This window comes from Aulosira sp. FACHB-615, assembly GCF_014698045.1.
Lineage (GTDB): Bacteria > Cyanobacteriota > Cyanobacteriia > Cyanobacteriales > Nostocaceae > Nostoc_B.
The window spans coordinates 1-16,242 of record NZ_JACJSE010000024.1; the positions used below are offsets into that span (position 1 = coordinate 1).

Here is a 16,242-nt window from a genome sequence, read left to right on the forward strand (position 1 = left end):
CCTGTTCTTCCTGCGGAAGAATTTGGTCGCAGAACTGTCGTCAACTCACGCGCAATTCATCTCAACACTTCCGCTATCGCGGTAAGTGTGAGGCTTCTTGCTGCTCAAGCTAAGTTGCGTTCAGAAATAGTATTCTTACTCCCTACTTCCTACCCCCTGCCCAAATTACTATCTTTGATTGCAACTTTGTATTAAAAAGATAAAAACTTCAAATGTTCTCCTTGTTGCGAGAGAAATGTTTCAAGCGTTCCTTGTAACTGCACTTGACCTTTATCTAACATCACAATCCAGTCAGCACGATGAACAACACTAGGACGATGAGTAATCAAAATTGTGGTTTTACCTTGGCGGTATGCTAACAACTGATCTAACACTTGTGCTTCGCTTACAGGGTCAAGTCCGGCTGTAGCTTCGTCTAAGATTAGTATAGGTGGATTGGTGAGAATACCTCTAGCGATCGCTAATCTTTGGCGTTGTCCCCCAGAAAGATTCGCACCAAATTCTCCTAATACAGTTTGATAATTATTCGGTAATTGACTAATAAAATTATCTGCATCCGCAATCTGGCAAGCTTTGACAATTTCCTCAAAGGAAATATAGGGAGTCCCTAAGCGAAAATTATCCACAATTGAACGACTCCAAAAATGTGGTTCTTGGGGTACATAAACTACTTGTTGACGTAAACAATCCAGTGCAATATCTTGAATGTTATAAAAACCAATGCGGATATTTCCTGAATTTAACTCATACAAACCTGCAATGAGTTTTGCTAAAGAACTTTTTCCACAACCTGATTTACCAATTAAAGCAATCACATTACCACCAGGAAGTTTTAACGAAAATTCTTCTAATAAATCCACTCTCCCCGCATGATGAAAAGTGACTTGAGAAAACCGAATATCAGCATCAGCCGGGATTTGCACAGTTGGTTTTTGACTGCCACCAATGACTTCTGGTGTTGCTTCAATTACTTCTAAAAGCCGCGAGACAGCAGTTTGCGATCGGAAATATTCATCGCCAAACCCAACCAAAGAGTTAATTAAATTTAAAACATTGACTTGTAAAACATTAAAAGCCAATATTTGACCAATACTTAACTGTCCTTGAATCACTAAAATACTACCCAAACCTAATAAAACTACTCCACCAATAGTAGAAATTAATCTCGCAACAGTTCCGTTAATAATCCCAATTTGAATAGTGCTGAAAGTTAAATGCGCCAACCGACCAAAACGGCTTTGAAATTCATCCCAAAATTGAGGAGCAGCATTCGTCGTTTTAATTACCTGTGCGCCTTTAAATGTTTCTACTAACACACCTTGATTTTCTGCCCCCAAAACCAACAAACTGCGAGTTTTTTGCTGAAGAATTGGCAAAAAAGGTAAAGTAGATACAGTCATTAATAAAGCAACTACGATAACTGCCAATGTGAGAGTCCAACTATAAAACAGCATGATGCTGAAAGAAATTACTGCAATAAAAAACTGACTGGGTAATAAAATGACGATTTGCGATACTAACTGATTAATTTCATCAATATCGCGCAATCGACTAGAAATTTCCCCACTGCGGCGCGATTCATAATAACTCAAAGGTAACTGAAGAATTTTTCGAGCAAATTCCATTACCAATCCTAATTGCAAGCGTTGACCAAAATGAGCAATCATCATTGACTGTACAGCCTGCAAACTACTACTAAATAAGCTGGTAATCACAACGGCTGAGATAATTACAACTAGTAATTGAGTATCTCCTCTCACTAAAACATCATCTGTTAAAAGTTGTAGTAAAACCGGACTACCAAGCGCCAACACACCTAAAACAATATTAATGAGTAATACCTGACTTAATAAATTTCGATAAGGCAATACACGCTGAAAAAACCTACCAAAACCCTGCTTTGGTTCTTCTTGAAACTGCACAAAAAACCGCGTCAAATCAGGCTCTAGTAAGAGCATCACCCCATTCCAAGCAATAGCTAATTCTTCGCGGCTAATATAACGTAAGCCTGTAGCCGGATCAGCAATTACATACTTTTTCCCTCGCTTACCGTACAGCACAACCCAGTGATAACCATGCCAATGAATAATGGCGGGTAAATGGATTTCTGTAATTCTATCCATAATTGCTGGTGCGGCTTTGACGGCTCTAGCATTAAATCCCAACGTCTCAGAACCGCGTTTTAATCCCAGTAAAGTTGTGCCTAACTGTCCAGTTCCTACCGCTTCTCGGCTTTTACTCATACTCAAGAAGCGTCCGTAATGTTTGCAAATAGAAACTAAACAAGCAGCGCCACAATCTTCTTCACTGGATTGTAAAACACACTCGTATTTTTTTTGGTGTTTAAATTTGAATAGACCAAACATGATTGTTAAAAATGGGGAGTTGGGAGTGGAGAGTGGGGAGTAGTATTTTTCTTTCCTTTCAGACTTCAGACTTCACACTTCAGACTTCTCTCAAATATCTGCAATTAATCTGGCTTTTCGCAGAATGAACTGCATAACAGTTTCTTGGCGAGAAATAATATCGGCGCGTCCTTCCATTCCTGGTTTGAGATGACACTGGCGATCGCCTCTACCAACAGATAAAGTTTGCGGTACAATTGTCACTTCATAAGCTGGTGGTGGTTGCACAGTCGGTAATGTAGCGTTTTTCTCCACAGCTAAAGCGTCGGGTGCAACTGTGGTCACAGTACCCTTGAGTGTGCCGTAATCTGGATAAGGACAAGCCGAAACCTGCATCTGTACTTGTTGATTTGGTTTTACCTTATCGATATCTTGCGCGGGAACTCTGGCTTTGATTTGTAATGTTGCATCTAAAGGTGCAATCTGCGCGATCGCTTCACTGGGTTGCACAACTTGTCCAGGGTTGCGTAAATTAAATTGCAACAAAATTCCATCACTCGGTGCGCGAATCACCGTTTTATTTAAATCATTTTCGGTTTGTTGCAGTTCTTTTTGCGTCGTGTCTACTTGCTTTTGAAATTCTAGGCGCTGCTGGAGTAAAGTTTCTCTTTCTTTTTTCAACGCCGCTAAATCTGCTTGTTTCTTCGCCTGTTCTTGCTGAATGCGTGCAAGTGCAACAGCTACAGGCGAATCCGTCGGATTAATAGCAGTTTTCGCCTTGATTAAGTTTGTTTGGGCAACTGTGAGGGCTTGGGCTTTTTCTTCTAAACTATTTTTAGCATTGGCTTTGGCTTGTTCTAACTTAGTTTCGGCTGCTTTGACTGCCAATTGTTTTTCTTCTAGGCTATTTTTCGCGTTTTCTTGAGCTTGTGCGAGTTTCGCTTTTGCCGAAATCACCGCTTGTTCTTTTTCTTCCACAAGATTTTTCGTATTGGCTTTGGCTTCTGCTAACCTAGCTTCCGCAGATTTGACGGCTTGAATTTTTTCCTCAAATAAATTGAGTGAAACGGCTCCTAGTGCGACTATTGGTTGTAGGCGATCGCGTTGTAACTTGGCCATTTGCAAAGCGGCTTCGGCTTCTTGCACAGTAATTGTTAAAAGTTGCTCTTGTAATAATCTATCTTTTTGTTTTTGCGCTATATTCAAGGCGGTTTCTGCTTCCTGCACAGTTGATTGGAATAATTTTTCGCGCTGCAAGCGATCGCGTTGTACTCTGGCTAATGTCAAGGCGGCTTCGGTTTCTTGTACAGTCGTAGTTAGCAGTTTTTCGCGCCGTAATCTGTCTTTTTGTAATTTTGCGATCGTTAATGTTGATTCTGCTTGCGTCATTTCCGCTAAAGCTTTAATTCGCTGGTCTTGATAGTTGCGTTCAGTCCCACTTAAATCTGCTTGCGCCGCTAAAATCGTCTGGTTCATTAATTCAGTTTGCGCCGCCAGTTGCATATTAATTTGACTTAGTTGTGCATCAATTTGACTGAGTTGTAATTTACTTTTTTTAATTGTATTTTGTAGCTGACTTTTTTGATTCTGAAGCCGTCCATCATCCAGGTAGGCGATCGCTTGTCCTTGTTTGATTATTTGATTATCTTTCGCCTCAATTTTCTCCACAGTTCCAGTAATCGCCGACTCCACAACTTTAAGTTCCCCTAAAGGTCGAATTGTTGCCGGAACTTTAACTGTGACATTGTATTTGAGAATCGCAGATAAAGTTACTCCCAGCACAAAAATACTAATCATTACACTCCCAGCAACACCAATCCATTTACCAATGCTGGGAAGAAATTCATTGACATCAAATACAGGGAGTTGTTCTGGATTCAGGTCATTAAAACTATTATCAGCATAGTTTTCCTGAGCGCGTAAGAAATTCACTGTACTGCACCTTATTTGAGAAATTTATATGTATAACTATCAAAAGTTAGACAAAATAACTGGGATTTTGCCTGACAAAACTAGCGAAATACCAAGCAAATTGTAGAGTTTGCCTCTTAGGCGATCGCTTTGAGCCATTATTTTATTAATTACCTTTCTCAAAGACAGAAAACATCATCCCCAATAATCTTTTATAATTAGTTATGGGGGACGAGAAAAGTGTGTGACAAGCAAGCACAACTATAACTTTTCTCATATCTCTAACGTTGGCAACACAGAGAGAAAACAGAGGAGAAGACTCGACTCCCTCAAAGACCTCACTTACGTTGAGCGAGTAATAACTATCTCCTCTCCCCTCTTCTTAATTTGGTCAAAATAATTGACAAAAGTAAGGAGTTTGGATGTGACATGATTGTTAGCCTCACTTAAGTCTGGTGGATTGACCACCTAAGTACCCAACTATAAGCACTGTTTGTCAGGAAATCATAAATCTACAGATAGAAATCACAACTTTAGTTTTACTACTAGCAGCAGATATAAAAAAATCTTTTATGTGTTCCAGATATCCTAGTATTCTCCGAGTAACAATAGTGAATCTTGCGGAATAATTCTATTTTTTTAGCTAATAAAGTTTAGTTAGCTAATAACAGTTGCATTAATACAAAAGCTAGACCAGCACTACCTAAAGGGACGGTTAAATTATCAACACCCAAAAAGGAAATAGCTTCTAAACCAGTAGCGGCGATCGCCACAGCCAATGATACCACCCAAATCTGCCAGATATTTCCCTGCACACCCAGCAAAATCAAACTACTCACAATGTAGCTGACTAAGGTCATTGTTAAAGAGCCTTCCCAGCTTTTACTGGCTCCAAAAACTTTATACTTATGTTGACCAAAACGTTGACCAACCAACGCTGCTAAACCATCTCCCCAAGTCATTACCATAATGCCAATTGCAGCGTATTGGGGTTGTTGCAAATACCAGAAGCACCCAACTAAAATGCCAAAACTCACAGCATAAAAAAACGTTCCTAAACTTTGGCGACCCACACTGTTAATCCCCGGCAGAATTGGCAATCGATAAGATAACAAGGTCACAATACTCGCTACAATCGAAGCTGTAATGCCTACACTCGCCGGAATATCTAGCCACCAAGCCAGTAAAATCACATTACCAGTGCCAATATGCACGATTTTTCTAACTATTTCTGAATCATCAGTAAAGCGACTTACCACCCATGAAACTAGGAGGATAAGCAACACCCAAACTGCAACTATGGTAATTTGCAGCCACAAAGTTGGAATTGACGTTAAAGCAGGAATCAGAGTTAACAAGGATCTTACACACTAGACAGTTTTTACCCTTGTTTCTAATTTATAAGATTTGGGCAGCAGGAATGAAAATATTATTTATTTGGTTAATTCGGGGTTACAGAATGTTTATCTCGCCGTTGTTTCCCCCTACTTGTCGCTTTCAGCCAACTTGTTCTATGTATGCCATTCAAGCAATTGAGAGGTTTGGAGTAGTGCGCGGTGGTTGGATGGCTACTCGCCGCATCTTGCGTTGTCATCCATTTCATCCTGGCGGTTATGACCCAGTACCAGAAATTGCACCATCCAACACAAAACAGCAAGATTGTTGTGGTCACACTCAATTGAAGTCTGAAAATGAAACTCAACCAGAACCGCGAAATCACTAAAAAACCTTTTGCTTTCATCCGCAATCTCTACAGCTTTCCCACTAAAGTAGTAAATTGCCTGGTGAGGAAAAAAGTAGAAACTAGCTTGATTTATCAATGCTTGCGGATGAATAAACATTGCATTTGCGTACTTTTACTTTCGTATTTGTTCAGTAATTATTCCTTTAAAAATCACTTGCAATAATTAAGGTTGATAATTGGATTTCCAGTGTATATACATAAGTTTTGTAATTAGTTTTTATTAAATGCTTTCAATATAAAAAATCGAACAAGTTCCTCAAATAAACTGGACGCATTCATGGCTAATCTTTTACAAATGGATTCATGATTTCAAAAAGGCAAGCTATGAAAAGTTCATTGTTCACTAAATTACTCGCTGCAACAACTTTAGTAACTGGTTTGTGGGTATCTGCTACACCTGCAAATGCGGTTAACATCCAAAGCAGAAATGAAGCCCAGGCTGATTTTAAAGATAATATCCAAGACTTTAAAGATTTCGTGGGTAAAGAATCTCGTTACTTAGCACCTGAGACAATTGGAGCGCATAAAGTTGATTTATCTCAACTGACACTGAAATATGCTCACGACACTAAAGTATTCTTTATTGGTGAAACTGCTGGTGGTTATCGCAACCGTTTAGATTTTAAAGCAACTTCTGGTAATACTGTCACCACAGGAAAAATCTTTGGCGATACATCTTGTAGTACCAAAGACAGTGCCTTTCAAAATTTTAAAGAGTTTTGTGCAAATCCTAACGATGCTTTAGCTAATAAAACCCAACAAGACAGTCCATTAAATGTTGGTGACTGGGTTAGTTTAGGTAAATTCCAAGCTGGTACTACACTTGATTTCTTATTGCATTCTAATGACATCAATGGTGGTATCTCCGGCAAAAACCAACAAGGGCAAACTGTTAAAGGTGTATTTGGCTTAAATGAAGCTACTAACCCAGATGGTTTGCAACACGTAATGACTTATGTGTACAAAAACTTCTTAGTTTTGGGTTATGAAGATTTATGGGGCGGTGGCGATAAAGATTATAATGATGTCGTTTTTGCCGTAGACATTGGTTCTAAAAATGCTGCTGCATTAACAGGTGTTAGTGTTCCAGAACCTTCCGCAACCTTAGCCTTAGTTGGTATCGGTGCAATTGGTGTACTCAAAACTCGTCGCCGTTCTCTGAAAAAAGCTAATAGCTAGTACCGCTACGCGAAAGTCAAAAGGAACTTCAATTCTTCACAATCATTTTTCCAATCGGTATAAGCCAATAACTTGATGCCCATATCAAGGGCGCATCTATCAATATCGATTTACAAGTTGACAATTTCACTACCGTTTCAGGGTCAGTCAATAACCTTTTTGTTCTAAGCTATCAAAAGATACTGAATTTTTTGCGTACTTTTTCAAATATTTTCGTATCTGCCAGTATACAATCCAAGCGATCGCTTAATCGGTAAGAGAAAGCGATCGCATTGTATTCTGGCTTTATTTTTTACGAATAGGCGCAGCTTTACCTAAATAAATTGTGCTGTCACCTGGAGGCAGAATAATCCAATTTAGCTGTATTAAACGAACTTTCAAATTAGTTATTGTTACACCCAAATCCTTTTGCATTGCATAAAGATGAGACCATTTTGTTAAATCACGTTCTGCTGCCATTTGTTCTAAAACATAACGAGGCATTAGCAAATAACTAGCAAAACGTTGAGCTTGCCACTCCATCTTTTGTAGTTGTCCACTGACAGCACGACACAAAAAAGGCTGCATATCTATGTCATCACCTTGTTTTATACGTTCTTCAAACTGACCAGCTGCTTTTTGATCAATATGTAGTTCCCAGTGTCCGAGTTCATGAGCTAGTGTTGATTCTTCAAAACCTTTAGGGAGTTCCAAAATATCTTCATTGATTTCAATGAGATGTTCCAATGGCAAAATCCTAGCTGCTATTTCTCCTTCAGCATCAGGCGGTATCTTATCCCAAACAACATCCAACCCTAAAAACTCTGCTACACGAGTTGCATCTAAAGGCCACTTGGGAATATATTTAGGTGTTTCCTGCATACGTTTGAGAATATTATTAGCCCTAGACTCAATTTCGCTATCAGGAATATAGCGATACCGCTTAATGATACTCAACCTTGGTTCTCCTCATTTTCTGGTTGTGTAGCTTCTTGAAAGATTCTTTTAGCAAAATCAGGATTCTCCTGCATTCGGCGGAATAAAGCAGGCATAGCCTTGTAATGTTGCTTGATAAAATCCTCATCACGTTGAGGAATCCGACCAGCAGAAAAAATTAACTCTTCCTCATTTAAATCTAGATGCCGTGCCAGAGAACGGATGACATCTTCTTTTGGAGGATAGTCCGCGCGATCATTCTCCAATTTAGACAAATAAGTGAAATCTAGCTTGATTAGTTTTGCTAGCTCACGCTGACTAAATCCCTTCTCTTTGCGGGCTTCACGAATAAGCTGACCAAAACTCTGATTCACTCTTTTTTCCTACTTAACTAAACATCATAACAGAGTGTTGACTAAAAAATCAATTCACGTTAGTGTGTAGTTGAATAAAAAATCAACTAGCATTATTAGGATTCAAATTTATGATTTGGCGACCGTATGTAAGTTTTAACATTTGGTCACAGTTTGCTTCATCTGTTGGACAAGAATATTTGCACTGTGATATGAAACGAGGTTTTTCTAGAGCGCGAAAAAAAGAATCTTTAGTTAAAGCACTGTTGGATCAAGATACTCTTCCTCAACATATCGGGTTACAGGCACAGAAAGGTATTTACGAATTTCACCAAAATACTCAACTATTGACACAGTCAAATAGTGTAGCAATAGTAGCAGAGAAGCTGAAATTAAACCAAGAGCCTGTAGAAATTAAGCAACGAATTATTAAAATTTTGACAAACTACTACGAGAAACCCATGCTCTCTGGAAAGAACATCCTTAAACTTAGCAGAGGTGACGAGGGAATTCCAGAACCAATTTTGATTCAGCAAGGTAACTATTTGTTTAATTTGTTTGTAGCTATTGACTGCATTTTTATTGAATCAGATGGCAGACTACACATTTTAGATTTCAAAACAGGCACATCTAATTTTGATAGGCGACAAGCATTTGTTTATCTTTTGGCAGCTTCTTATATGTACCCAGGGCAAAAAGCTGTTGCCTCATTTTATAATTTGGAAACCAATAAGTGGTCTGAGCCAATTACTGCTACAGCTAATCAACTGAAGGCGATTCAATCTAAATTAGCCGAAATAGCCCAAGAACATCAAAAAGAATTACGTCGTTATAAGCAAAATCCATCTGCATTTGCGGAAATATTCCCCGCTAACCCTGGAATTCCTTGTCGTAATTGTCAATTCACATCGATTTGTAAATTTCATCCATGTGAGGTTTCTGCATGACTGTTGCCGTTGCTCCTTCCCAGCTTGATACCTCTTTTAGCGAAGTTTTTCCAATTAAAACTTCACAGCTTAAATTAATGTGTTTTCGACTCACACCGGAAATTGATAAAAAAGATGGTAATCGATTGAGTTATCATTTTAGTCGAAAATTCCAAGAGACTGTTGTTATATGGTACAAACCTTATTTTTGGGTTTTGGTAGCACAGCATAAAGAATTACCTAGCAAAGAAGAATTACAAGAAGCACTGAAAAGTATTCAAAATGAAGTAGAAGATTTTAATGAACGCTTATTCGGCTTTCAATCAGTACGTCAGCCTCAAGCCACACCTTTTATTTATTCTCTGTTAGCTATCCAAGTTTTGAATAAAACTAAATTTGATTCTCCAGTTGTTCTGTCCGATAATGGAGTGCTAGTTAGAAGAGAAGCAGACTTTTGGACGGAAATTATTGAATTACAAGGTGAGTTACAGCCCGCTCTTAGTTTGACGGTATGTAGCAGCATTGTGTTTCGTGATAATTTAGCTAATTTTTACGAAACACATCCTCAAAAGCAAAACTCAGAAAAGCTTTTAATTGGTTTAAAAGTTCAAGAAATTGAACGAGGTAGTAACGCGACAATTGTGGGTATTGTTGGAACTATCGAAGAACATAGAGATGAACTATTAGCAAAAGCTACTGGTTCAACCAGTAAACAAGCATTAAGAGATGCCCCAGACGAACAGCCTGTTGTTGCTGTACAGTTCGGTAAAGATACAAAACAGTTTCACTATGCTATGGCAGCTTTACGTCCCTGCGTTACATCTGCCACGGCAGATCAATTTGAAGTTGAATACGGAAAGCTACTGAAAGCTACTAAAATTTCCCATCAAGACAGAACAAGCCTCTTAGCATCCTATAAAAAAATAGCCGGAGATGCTTTAACTGCTTATGGAATTCAACTAGAACGTAGTATCAATAGCATTGAACATACAAATTTATTTTGGCAACCTCAATCTCCCATAGAGGAAACTACTCTACTTTTTGGTAATAACTTCAAAACTAAAAGAAGTGATGTTCTAAATGGTCTTACAAAAGGTGGAGTTTATCGCCGTCATCCTGATTATAAAGATAAATCGAAAGTAATTCAAATTGCGGCGCTAAAACTTTGTGATTCAACAGTGAATCCATTTCTGGATTTACTTAAAAAGCGTCTGGAGCTTTATGGATTTAAAAGCGAAATTATTACTAAGCAAGCTTTGTCACTCAGTAACTTTACTAAGACTGAGGCAAGAGTAGAAGTTGAGAAAACAGTTAATGAATTAGTTGAGAAAACAGTTAATGAATTAGTTGAGATACCACACGATATTGTTTTGGCGTTTTTACCTAAAAGCGATCGTCGTGATGATGATACAGATGAGGGAAGCTTTTACCATCAAATCTATTCTTTGTTACTTCGTCGCCAAATTGCTAGTCAGATGATTTATGAAGATACTTTGAGTAATCCTGGAAATTATAAGTATATCTTGAATCAGGTAATTCCAGGAATTTTGGCAAAGTTGGGAAATTTACCTTTCATTCTAGCTGAACAGTTAGAAGATGCTGATTATTTTATTGGCTTAGATATTTCAAGAGTTTCAAAAAAAAGGCAGGCAGGAACAAGAAATGCTTGTGCTAGTATACGTCTCTATGGCAAACAGGGTGAGTTTATACGTTACCAATTGGAAGATGATTTAATTGATGGCGAAGAAATACCACCTAAGTTATTAGAGAGATTATTACCTGCTGCTGAGTTAGCCAACAAAACTGTTTTAATTTACCGTGATGGCTCCTTTGTTGGCAATGAAGCTGATTATTTGGTAGATAGAGCTAAAGCAATAGGAGCTAGGTTTATTTTGGTTGAATGCAAGAAGTCTGGGGTTCCTAGACTGTATAACTTAAGGCAGAAAAATGTGAAAGCACCCTCACAAGGTTTAGGGCTTCGTTTGTCAACTCGTGAAGCGATTTTAGTTACAACTAAAGTGCCTGATAAAGTTGGTTTGGCTCGCCCCATACGTTTAACAATCCATGAAAAAGGACATCAAATATCAATTGAAAGTGTTCTAGAAATTACTCTTAAACTAACTTTGTTGCATCATGGAGCTTTAAAAGAGCCTCGTTTACCGATGCCGTTATATGGATCTGATCGTATGGCTTATTTGCGTTTGCAAGGTATTCGTCCTAGTCGGATGGAAGGCGATCGCCAGTTTTGGTTATAGTCTCAGTTTATAGTTGCGGTATGAATGGGATTTTTGACTAGGGTAAATGCAAGGGCTTTTTGCCTTTGCATATTTGTATGAGACAAAAGTCATTCTATCAATTAGCAACGTCAAACAAAAATTTCATCCAACTCAACTTTTTTCAAGTTAACTTGTGACAAATCAACATCACTGAGATCGGCTTTGTACAAGATGGTTTTATGGAGATCAGCATAACTCAAGTCGGCTTTGCTCAAGTTAGCTCCTGTGAGGTTTGCACCGTGAAGATTGGCTCCTGCTAAGTTAGCACCACAGAGGTTGGCGTAACTCAAATCTGCACCGCTTAAATCTGCACCACTGAGGTCAGCATTGTGTAAATTAGCTAAACGTAGGTCTGATTTCTGTAGAGATGCTTTGTGTAAGTCTACGTTACTCAGGTTGGCACGAATTAAGTTAGCAGCTTTAAGGTTTGTCCAAATTAATTTGGCACCACTAAAGTTAGTTCGCCAAAGACAAGATAATGCCAAGTTTGCTTCTATGAGGTTGGCACCACTTAAATTGGAATGAGATAAAGTAACGTTTACTAAGCTGGCGCTACCTAAGTTAATCCCAGCTAAACATACTTCACTCAGATTCACTGAATGCAGGCAAACCTGTGTGAAATTTCTCTCTCCTGCCTGATAGCGCCTGAGAAGTTCATCAGTGTCCATACAGCATGCCTTCAAAATCTCTAATTTTGGTGAATCAACATAGCTCAAGTACTGCACCCCAATATTTTTGGGTGCATTTTCTTGATTTTATATATCCTTTATGTAAAGAAATATAACAAAAACGTTACAAAACCGCAATATCTTCTCAGCTATTTGTTGATGTTGGACGAGGTAAAAATCAATGTATGGCAGTAGCCAAATAGGTTAGGACTGTTTTAATTACTTAAAACCTCTCACCAACTGGTTTCTAACTCAGCATTTTGCTATGTCAACTGTCACGAATCGCTTACATCCTGTGATTTTGTTTACCAGCATCAAAGCCTACTGCTTCCTGTACCATCTGCCTCACTCTTAATGCTTTGACTATCAATGATTGCCTCGGATGTCTCTGGAATCGTCTCACTGATAAATTCATATCGTGTATGGGTCACATTACTAGTACACCAAGGCAAAAGTAAAAATAAAAAATAACGATACTATAAGCCTTTTCGCAATTTCTTATGGTCTGTTTATTTACGCCGACCTGTACTAGTCTATAGGATAAAATAAGGCTTTGAGATATTTCTTGATAATAACGAGGCAAAAAGATGTAGTTATATACGTTGATTTTAGTCTGATGAAAAAGGAGCTATTGTTGTTGGCAATATTAACGCTCCAATTCGCAATCTGACTAGTCCACAAATTGTCAAAATTACTTGTTCATACTTTTGAGTATTTAATCTAAATCTATCTTGAACAACTCGAAATATTTTGACGGAACGGATTCGGTGTTCAACAAATACTCGTTTGGATGAAAAAGTCAGATTCTTTTTTTTTACTTGTTCAATTAAACTGGATGGCAACAATTCTCTCAAGAGTGGCAACCAATAGTTAAATGTATCATTTGCTGTAGACTCGCTGACTCCAAACTAATTCTTACCCTAATTGCTCTGTCGTGACTACCTAGAAATTCCTCCAGCTTGAAAAATTTGTTCGGCGGTTAAATGCAGTTCTGGGAAAGTAGGTGAGATAATGCGATCGCCGTCTCTAAATCGAGTAACTTGGTATTCACCATCAATTAATTGATAAATAGATATTGTAGGCTGTTTAGGATTGCCAGTAAATTTTTTAGCGCCTAGACCGAGATAGTCAACAATCCAGTATTCAGGAATTCCAATACCCTCATACTTACCCTGTTTTGTATAGTAGTCATCATCCCAGTTAGTACTAACTACCTCAACTACTAAGGGAATTGATGCTGCTTGCATGACAGTTGATTCTTTTTTCCATAGAGGCTCATTCGTTAAATTAGGGCGATTGAGTAATAGCACATCTGGGGAGTAGCCCGATTCAAAGTTAGCAGGTTTAATAAGCGCAGTTTTTGGGATTATATAAGGTAAATTTAATCGGTCAAATTCTACTGTTAGTTTTCTGGCTATAAAACCAACAACGTCTTCATGGTCTCCCACCGGTTGTGCCATTTCTACAATCACTCCATCATGTAATTCATATCTTCCCCCTTCGGGTCGCCATGCTGCAAAATCTTCAAAGGTGACTAGTTTATTTAAGGATTGAATCATAGTTTGTCCCCAGTGGGTGCATGTCCAGAAAATAATTTGTATCTTTGACTGTTCAATGTAAACAGCGAATAGCTACGAGTAAACCTCTAGCTTTATTCAATGTTTCCTCATATTCTTTTTCTGGTTCAGAGTCGGCGACCAAACCTGCACCAGCTTGCACACTGACAATGTTATCTTTGACTACCATTGTGCGAATTGCGATCGCACTATTTAATTGTCCTTCAAAATCGTAATAGCCATACACACCCGAATAAACACCCCGGCGACTTGGTTCTAGTTCGTTAATTATTTCCATCGCCCGAATTTTGGGTGCGCCGCTAACTGTCCCCGCCGGGAAGCAAGCTTTCATTAAATCCCAAGCGTTTTTATGGCTGGCTAATTTACCTACCACATTACTTACAATGTGCATCACATGAGAGTAACGCTCAACAACCATCAATTCATCGACTTTCACGCTACCGCTTTGGCAAACTCGCCCTAAATCATTCCGCCCCAAGTCAACCAACATAACGTGTTCGGCAATTTCCTTGGGGTCTTGCAGCAAGTCTTCTGCAAAGGCGATGTCTTCTTTGGTGGTTTTCCCCCTTGGCCTTGTACCCGCAATGGGACGGACTGTGGCGATAATTCCCTCATCTGGGTCACGTTCAGCTTTCACCATGACTTCGGGGCTGGAACCAATAATTTGCCAGTCCTGAAAGTGAAAATAAGCCATGTAAGGCGAAGGATTAATTTGGCGCAGCGAACGGTAAAGGGCAAAGGGGTCGCCTGTGTATTCTGTGGCGAGTCGCTGGGAAATGACAACTTGGAAGATATCGCCTGCTTTGATATATTCTTTTGCCTTTTGGACGTTGGCGCAGAATTCGGTTTTGGTGAAGTTGCTGGTGTATGCTAATTCTTTATTTTCTACTGGCTGATTACCTGGGGGTGTCCATTCCAGGATAGTTTTTTGCGGTGACAGTGGTAGAGATAACTTACTGACCAAATTAGTCACGCGATCGCCTGCTTTTTGATAAGCTGCTTGTAAATCTACATTCGGGTCGCGTAAATCAGCATAGGCGATCGCCCAAATTTTTCGCTTTACCTGGTCAAAAATTAACAGTTGGTCTACCTGCATCCATAACCCATCGGGAATGTTGCGTTCATCTGGGGGATGGACGGGAACACGCGGTTCAATCCAACGAATCAATTCATAACCCCAAAACCCAAATAATCCCCCAATTCCTGGTGGTAATTGGGGTAGTTTTACTGGCTGATAAGGCTCAAGACATTGGGCTAAAGCTGTAAAAGGATCACCAGTAAACACAGCTTGTGAACCATCACGGTGTGTTTGGGTGGTTGTCTCTCCTCTCGCTTCTAGCACCCACAAAGGATCACAACCTACAAAACTATAGCGTCCGATTTTTTCACCGCCTTCCACTGATTCCAACAAAAAGCTGTAAGGTTGTCCAGCACAAACTTTGTACCATGCAGAGACAGGTGTATCTAAATCAGCCACCCATTCTTGATACACCGGGACAAAGTTACCTTGTGAAGCTAATTGAGAAAAATCAGAGAAATCGGGAAAAATCATAGGTTACTACAGAGATTGAGTATCAGGGATGAGGGACTGAGGAGGTAAAAGCATCAAGGCTAAAGGATGAAAAAACTTATTTCACACTTTACACTACATACTTCATACTTCCTCTGTCCCTGCTAGTCCCTAGGCATCGTAGGTAGCTGTACCACTAAATTTCAGTTTTGATGGCTCAGGATTTTCGCCAATCCTACGAGCTACGTGGCGTACTTTTTCGCGGCCTTGGTTAACTTTTTCAGGGAAGACACCATCTGCTGGGTGAATGAAGGTGGTTTCTCCGCTAGGCAAAATCCGATAAATTTTGTAGTCGGTGATTTTGAACTTACGGAGTTGACCGCCCAAAGCAATGCCGTACTCTTTACGAGCTAAGTAAAGCAAGTTTTCGCCTTGGTGCATAGTAGCTGCGCCACCTGTAGGTAATTCAAACACCTGAGCCTTGGGGCTTGTCCAAGTGATAGCGTACTTTTCTTCCTCTTTTGCTTTGGTGAGCAAACCGCCAGTACTACCGGCGAACAGTGGGGTTTTTCCAGAAAGTGTTTCTGCCATAAAGCATTCTCTCAAGGTTTTTAGGGCATCGTAACACCGCCATCACGATCATATTGCGATCGCGTCATAGTCTGTAACAGTTTTTAGTTTAAAGCCAAAAGTCCATAATCTATAGTCCTGCAATTTGTCAAATTCACTTTTTACCAAAAAACCGTGAATGATCATCAACAAAAAATGAAAATAGCCCAAAAACTGAAATTTGGACTATACAAAACTTTACATGATTGATTGAATTTTGTTGATAGTG

At 39.2% G+C, this 16,242-nt stretch carries 15 protein-coding genes; 5 read left to right on the top strand and 10 right to left on the bottom strand.

All coding sequences use genetic code 11. From position 1 onward, the window contains the following. Positions 1–195, top strand: a 195-nt coding sequence (locus H6G77_RS35485; RefSeq protein WP_206758062.1) for a hypothetical protein, incomplete at its 5' end; no start/stop codon positions are given. On the opposite strand, the gene H6G77_RS26410 is transcribed toward H6G77_RS35485, so the two are convergent. The 3 genes from H6G77_RS26410 to H6G77_RS26420 form a co-directional block, all read right to left on the bottom strand. After that, complete coding sequence (locus H6G77_RS26410; RefSeq protein WP_190873129.1) at positions 192–2,366, bottom strand: peptidase domain-containing ABC transporter; 2,175 nt, start codon at positions 2,364–2,366, stop codon at positions 192–194. The genes H6G77_RS35485 and H6G77_RS26410 overlap by 4 nt on opposite strands. Before the next feature lie 90 nt (positions 2,367–2,456). Further along, complete coding sequence (locus H6G77_RS26415; RefSeq protein WP_313954525.1) at positions 2,457–4,277, bottom strand: HlyD family efflux transporter periplasmic adaptor subunit; 1,821 nt, start codon at positions 4,275–4,277, stop codon at positions 2,457–2,459. Between the two features lie 632 nt (positions 4,278–4,909). Beyond that, positions 4,910–5,614: a diacylglycerol/polyprenol kinase family protein gene (locus tag H6G77_RS26420; protein ID WP_190873130.1), complete on the bottom strand. Its 705-nt coding sequence runs from the start codon at positions 5,612–5,614 to the stop codon at positions 4,910–4,912. Between the two features lie 62 nt (positions 5,615–5,676). Between H6G77_RS26420 and yidD the strand changes: the two genes are divergently transcribed. Together yidD and H6G77_RS26430 are read left to right on the top strand one after the other, a co-directional pair. Continuing rightward, a complete protein-coding gene (yidD, locus tag H6G77_RS26425; protein WP_190873131.1) occupies positions 5,677–5,979 on the top strand; it encodes a membrane protein insertion efficiency factor YidD in 303 nt (100 codons plus the stop codon). Between the two features lie 345 nt (positions 5,980–6,324). Continuing rightward, entirely contained in the window at positions 6,325–7,179 is an 855-nt protein-coding gene (locus tag H6G77_RS26430) for a DUF4114 domain-containing protein (protein ID WP_190873132.1), read from the top strand. Between the two features lie 285 nt (positions 7,180–7,464). On the opposite strand, the gene H6G77_RS26435 is transcribed toward H6G77_RS26430, so the two are convergent. Together H6G77_RS26435 and H6G77_RS26440 are read right to left on the bottom strand one after the other, a co-directional pair. Next, complete coding sequence (locus H6G77_RS26435; protein ID WP_190873133.1) at positions 7,465–8,115, bottom strand: ImmA/IrrE family metallo-endopeptidase; 651 nt, start codon at positions 8,113–8,115, stop codon at positions 7,465–7,467. Then, entirely contained in the window at positions 8,112–8,468 is a 357-nt protein-coding gene (locus tag H6G77_RS26440) for a RodZ family helix-turn-helix domain-containing protein (protein WP_190873134.1), read from the bottom strand. Before H6G77_RS26440 ends, H6G77_RS26435 begins: the two co-directional genes overlap by 4 nt. A 110-nt stretch (positions 8,469–8,578) precedes the next feature. Here H6G77_RS26440 and H6G77_RS26445 point away from each other — a divergent pair, with 110 nt between their 5' ends. Both H6G77_RS26445 and H6G77_RS26450 read left to right on the top strand, forming a co-directional pair. Further along, positions 8,579–9,394: a PD-(D/E)XK nuclease family protein gene (locus H6G77_RS26445; RefSeq protein WP_190873135.1), complete on the top strand. Its 816-nt coding sequence runs from the start codon at positions 8,579–8,581 to the stop codon at positions 9,392–9,394. After that, positions 9,391–11,628 (top strand): Piwi domain-containing protein, encoded by a 2,238-nt coding sequence (locus tag H6G77_RS26450; RefSeq protein ID WP_190873136.1) that lies wholly within the window; start codon positions 9,391–9,393, stop codon positions 11,626–11,628. The genes H6G77_RS26445 and H6G77_RS26450 overlap by 4 nt, the downstream gene beginning before the upstream one ends. A 110-nt stretch (positions 11,629–11,738) precedes the next feature. Here H6G77_RS26450 and H6G77_RS26455 read toward each other — a convergent pair whose 3' ends face one another. The 5 genes from H6G77_RS26455 to H6G77_RS26475 all read right to left on the bottom strand — a co-directional run bounded on the left by H6G77_RS26455 (position 11,739) and on the right by H6G77_RS26475 (position 15,995). Further along, entirely contained in the window at positions 11,739–12,317 is a 579-nt protein-coding gene (locus tag H6G77_RS26455; protein ID WP_190873137.1) for a pentapeptide repeat-containing protein, read from the bottom strand. 608 nt (positions 12,318–12,925) lie between these two features. Next, positions 12,926–13,180: a transposase family protein gene (locus tag H6G77_RS26460; protein WP_199331657.1), complete on the bottom strand. Its 255-nt coding sequence runs from the start codon at positions 13,178–13,180 to the stop codon at positions 12,926–12,928. 75 nt (positions 13,181–13,255) lie between these two features. Further along, positions 13,256–13,876 carry a Uma2 family endonuclease gene (locus H6G77_RS26465; protein ID WP_190873138.1) on the bottom strand — a complete coding sequence of 207 codons (621 nt, stop codon included), beginning with the start codon at positions 13,874–13,876 and terminating at the stop codon, positions 13,256–13,258. Positions 13,877–13,928: 52 nt separating this feature from the next. After that, positions 13,929–15,446 (bottom strand): anthranilate synthase component I, encoded by a 1,518-nt coding sequence (gene trpE / locus H6G77_RS26470; RefSeq protein ID WP_190873139.1) that lies wholly within the window; start codon positions 15,444–15,446, stop codon positions 13,929–13,931. Between the two features lie 129 nt (positions 15,447–15,575). Then, positions 15,576–15,995, bottom strand: a complete 420-nt coding sequence (locus H6G77_RS26475) for a photosystem I reaction center subunit II PsaD (protein ID WP_190588119.1) — start codon at positions 15,993–15,995, stop codon at positions 15,576–15,578. Positions 15,996–16,242: the final 247 nt, after the last annotated feature.

What these genes read in the sequence shown, in the direction of transcription:
- H6G77_RS26410 (WP_190873129.1), bottom strand. Translation starts at nt 2,366, where the DNA reads ATGTTTGGTCTATTCAAATTTAAACACCAAAAAAAATACGAGTGTGTT.
- yidD (WP_190873131.1), top strand. Translation starts at nt 5,677, where the DNA reads ATGAAAATATTATTTATTTGGTTAATTCGGGGTTACAGAATGTTTATC.
- H6G77_RS26430 (WP_190873132.1), top strand. Translation starts at nt 6,325, where the DNA reads ATGAAAAGTTCATTGTTCACTAAATTACTCGCTGCAACAACTTTAGTA.
- H6G77_RS26445 (WP_190873135.1), top strand. Translation starts at nt 8,579, where the DNA reads ATGATTTGGCGACCGTATGTAAGTTTTAACATTTGGTCACAGTTTGCT.
- H6G77_RS26450 (WP_190873136.1), top strand. Translation starts at nt 9,391, where the DNA reads ATGACTGTTGCCGTTGCTCCTTCCCAGCTTGATACCTCTTTTAGCGAA.
- H6G77_RS26455 (WP_190873137.1), bottom strand. Translation starts at nt 12,317, where the DNA reads ATGGACACTGATGAACTTCTCAGGCGCTATCAGGCAGGAGAGAGAAAT.
- H6G77_RS26465 (WP_190873138.1), bottom strand. Translation starts at nt 13,876, where the DNA reads ATGATTCAATCCTTAAATAAACTAGTCACCTTTGAAGATTTTGCAGCA.
- trpE (WP_190873139.1), bottom strand. Translation starts at nt 15,446, where the DNA reads ATGATTTTTCCCGATTTCTCTGATTTTTCTCAATTAGCTTCACAAGGT.
- H6G77_RS26475 (WP_190588119.1), bottom strand. Translation starts at nt 15,995, where the DNA reads ATGGCAGAAACACTTTCTGGAAAAACCCCACTGTTCGCCGGTAGTACT.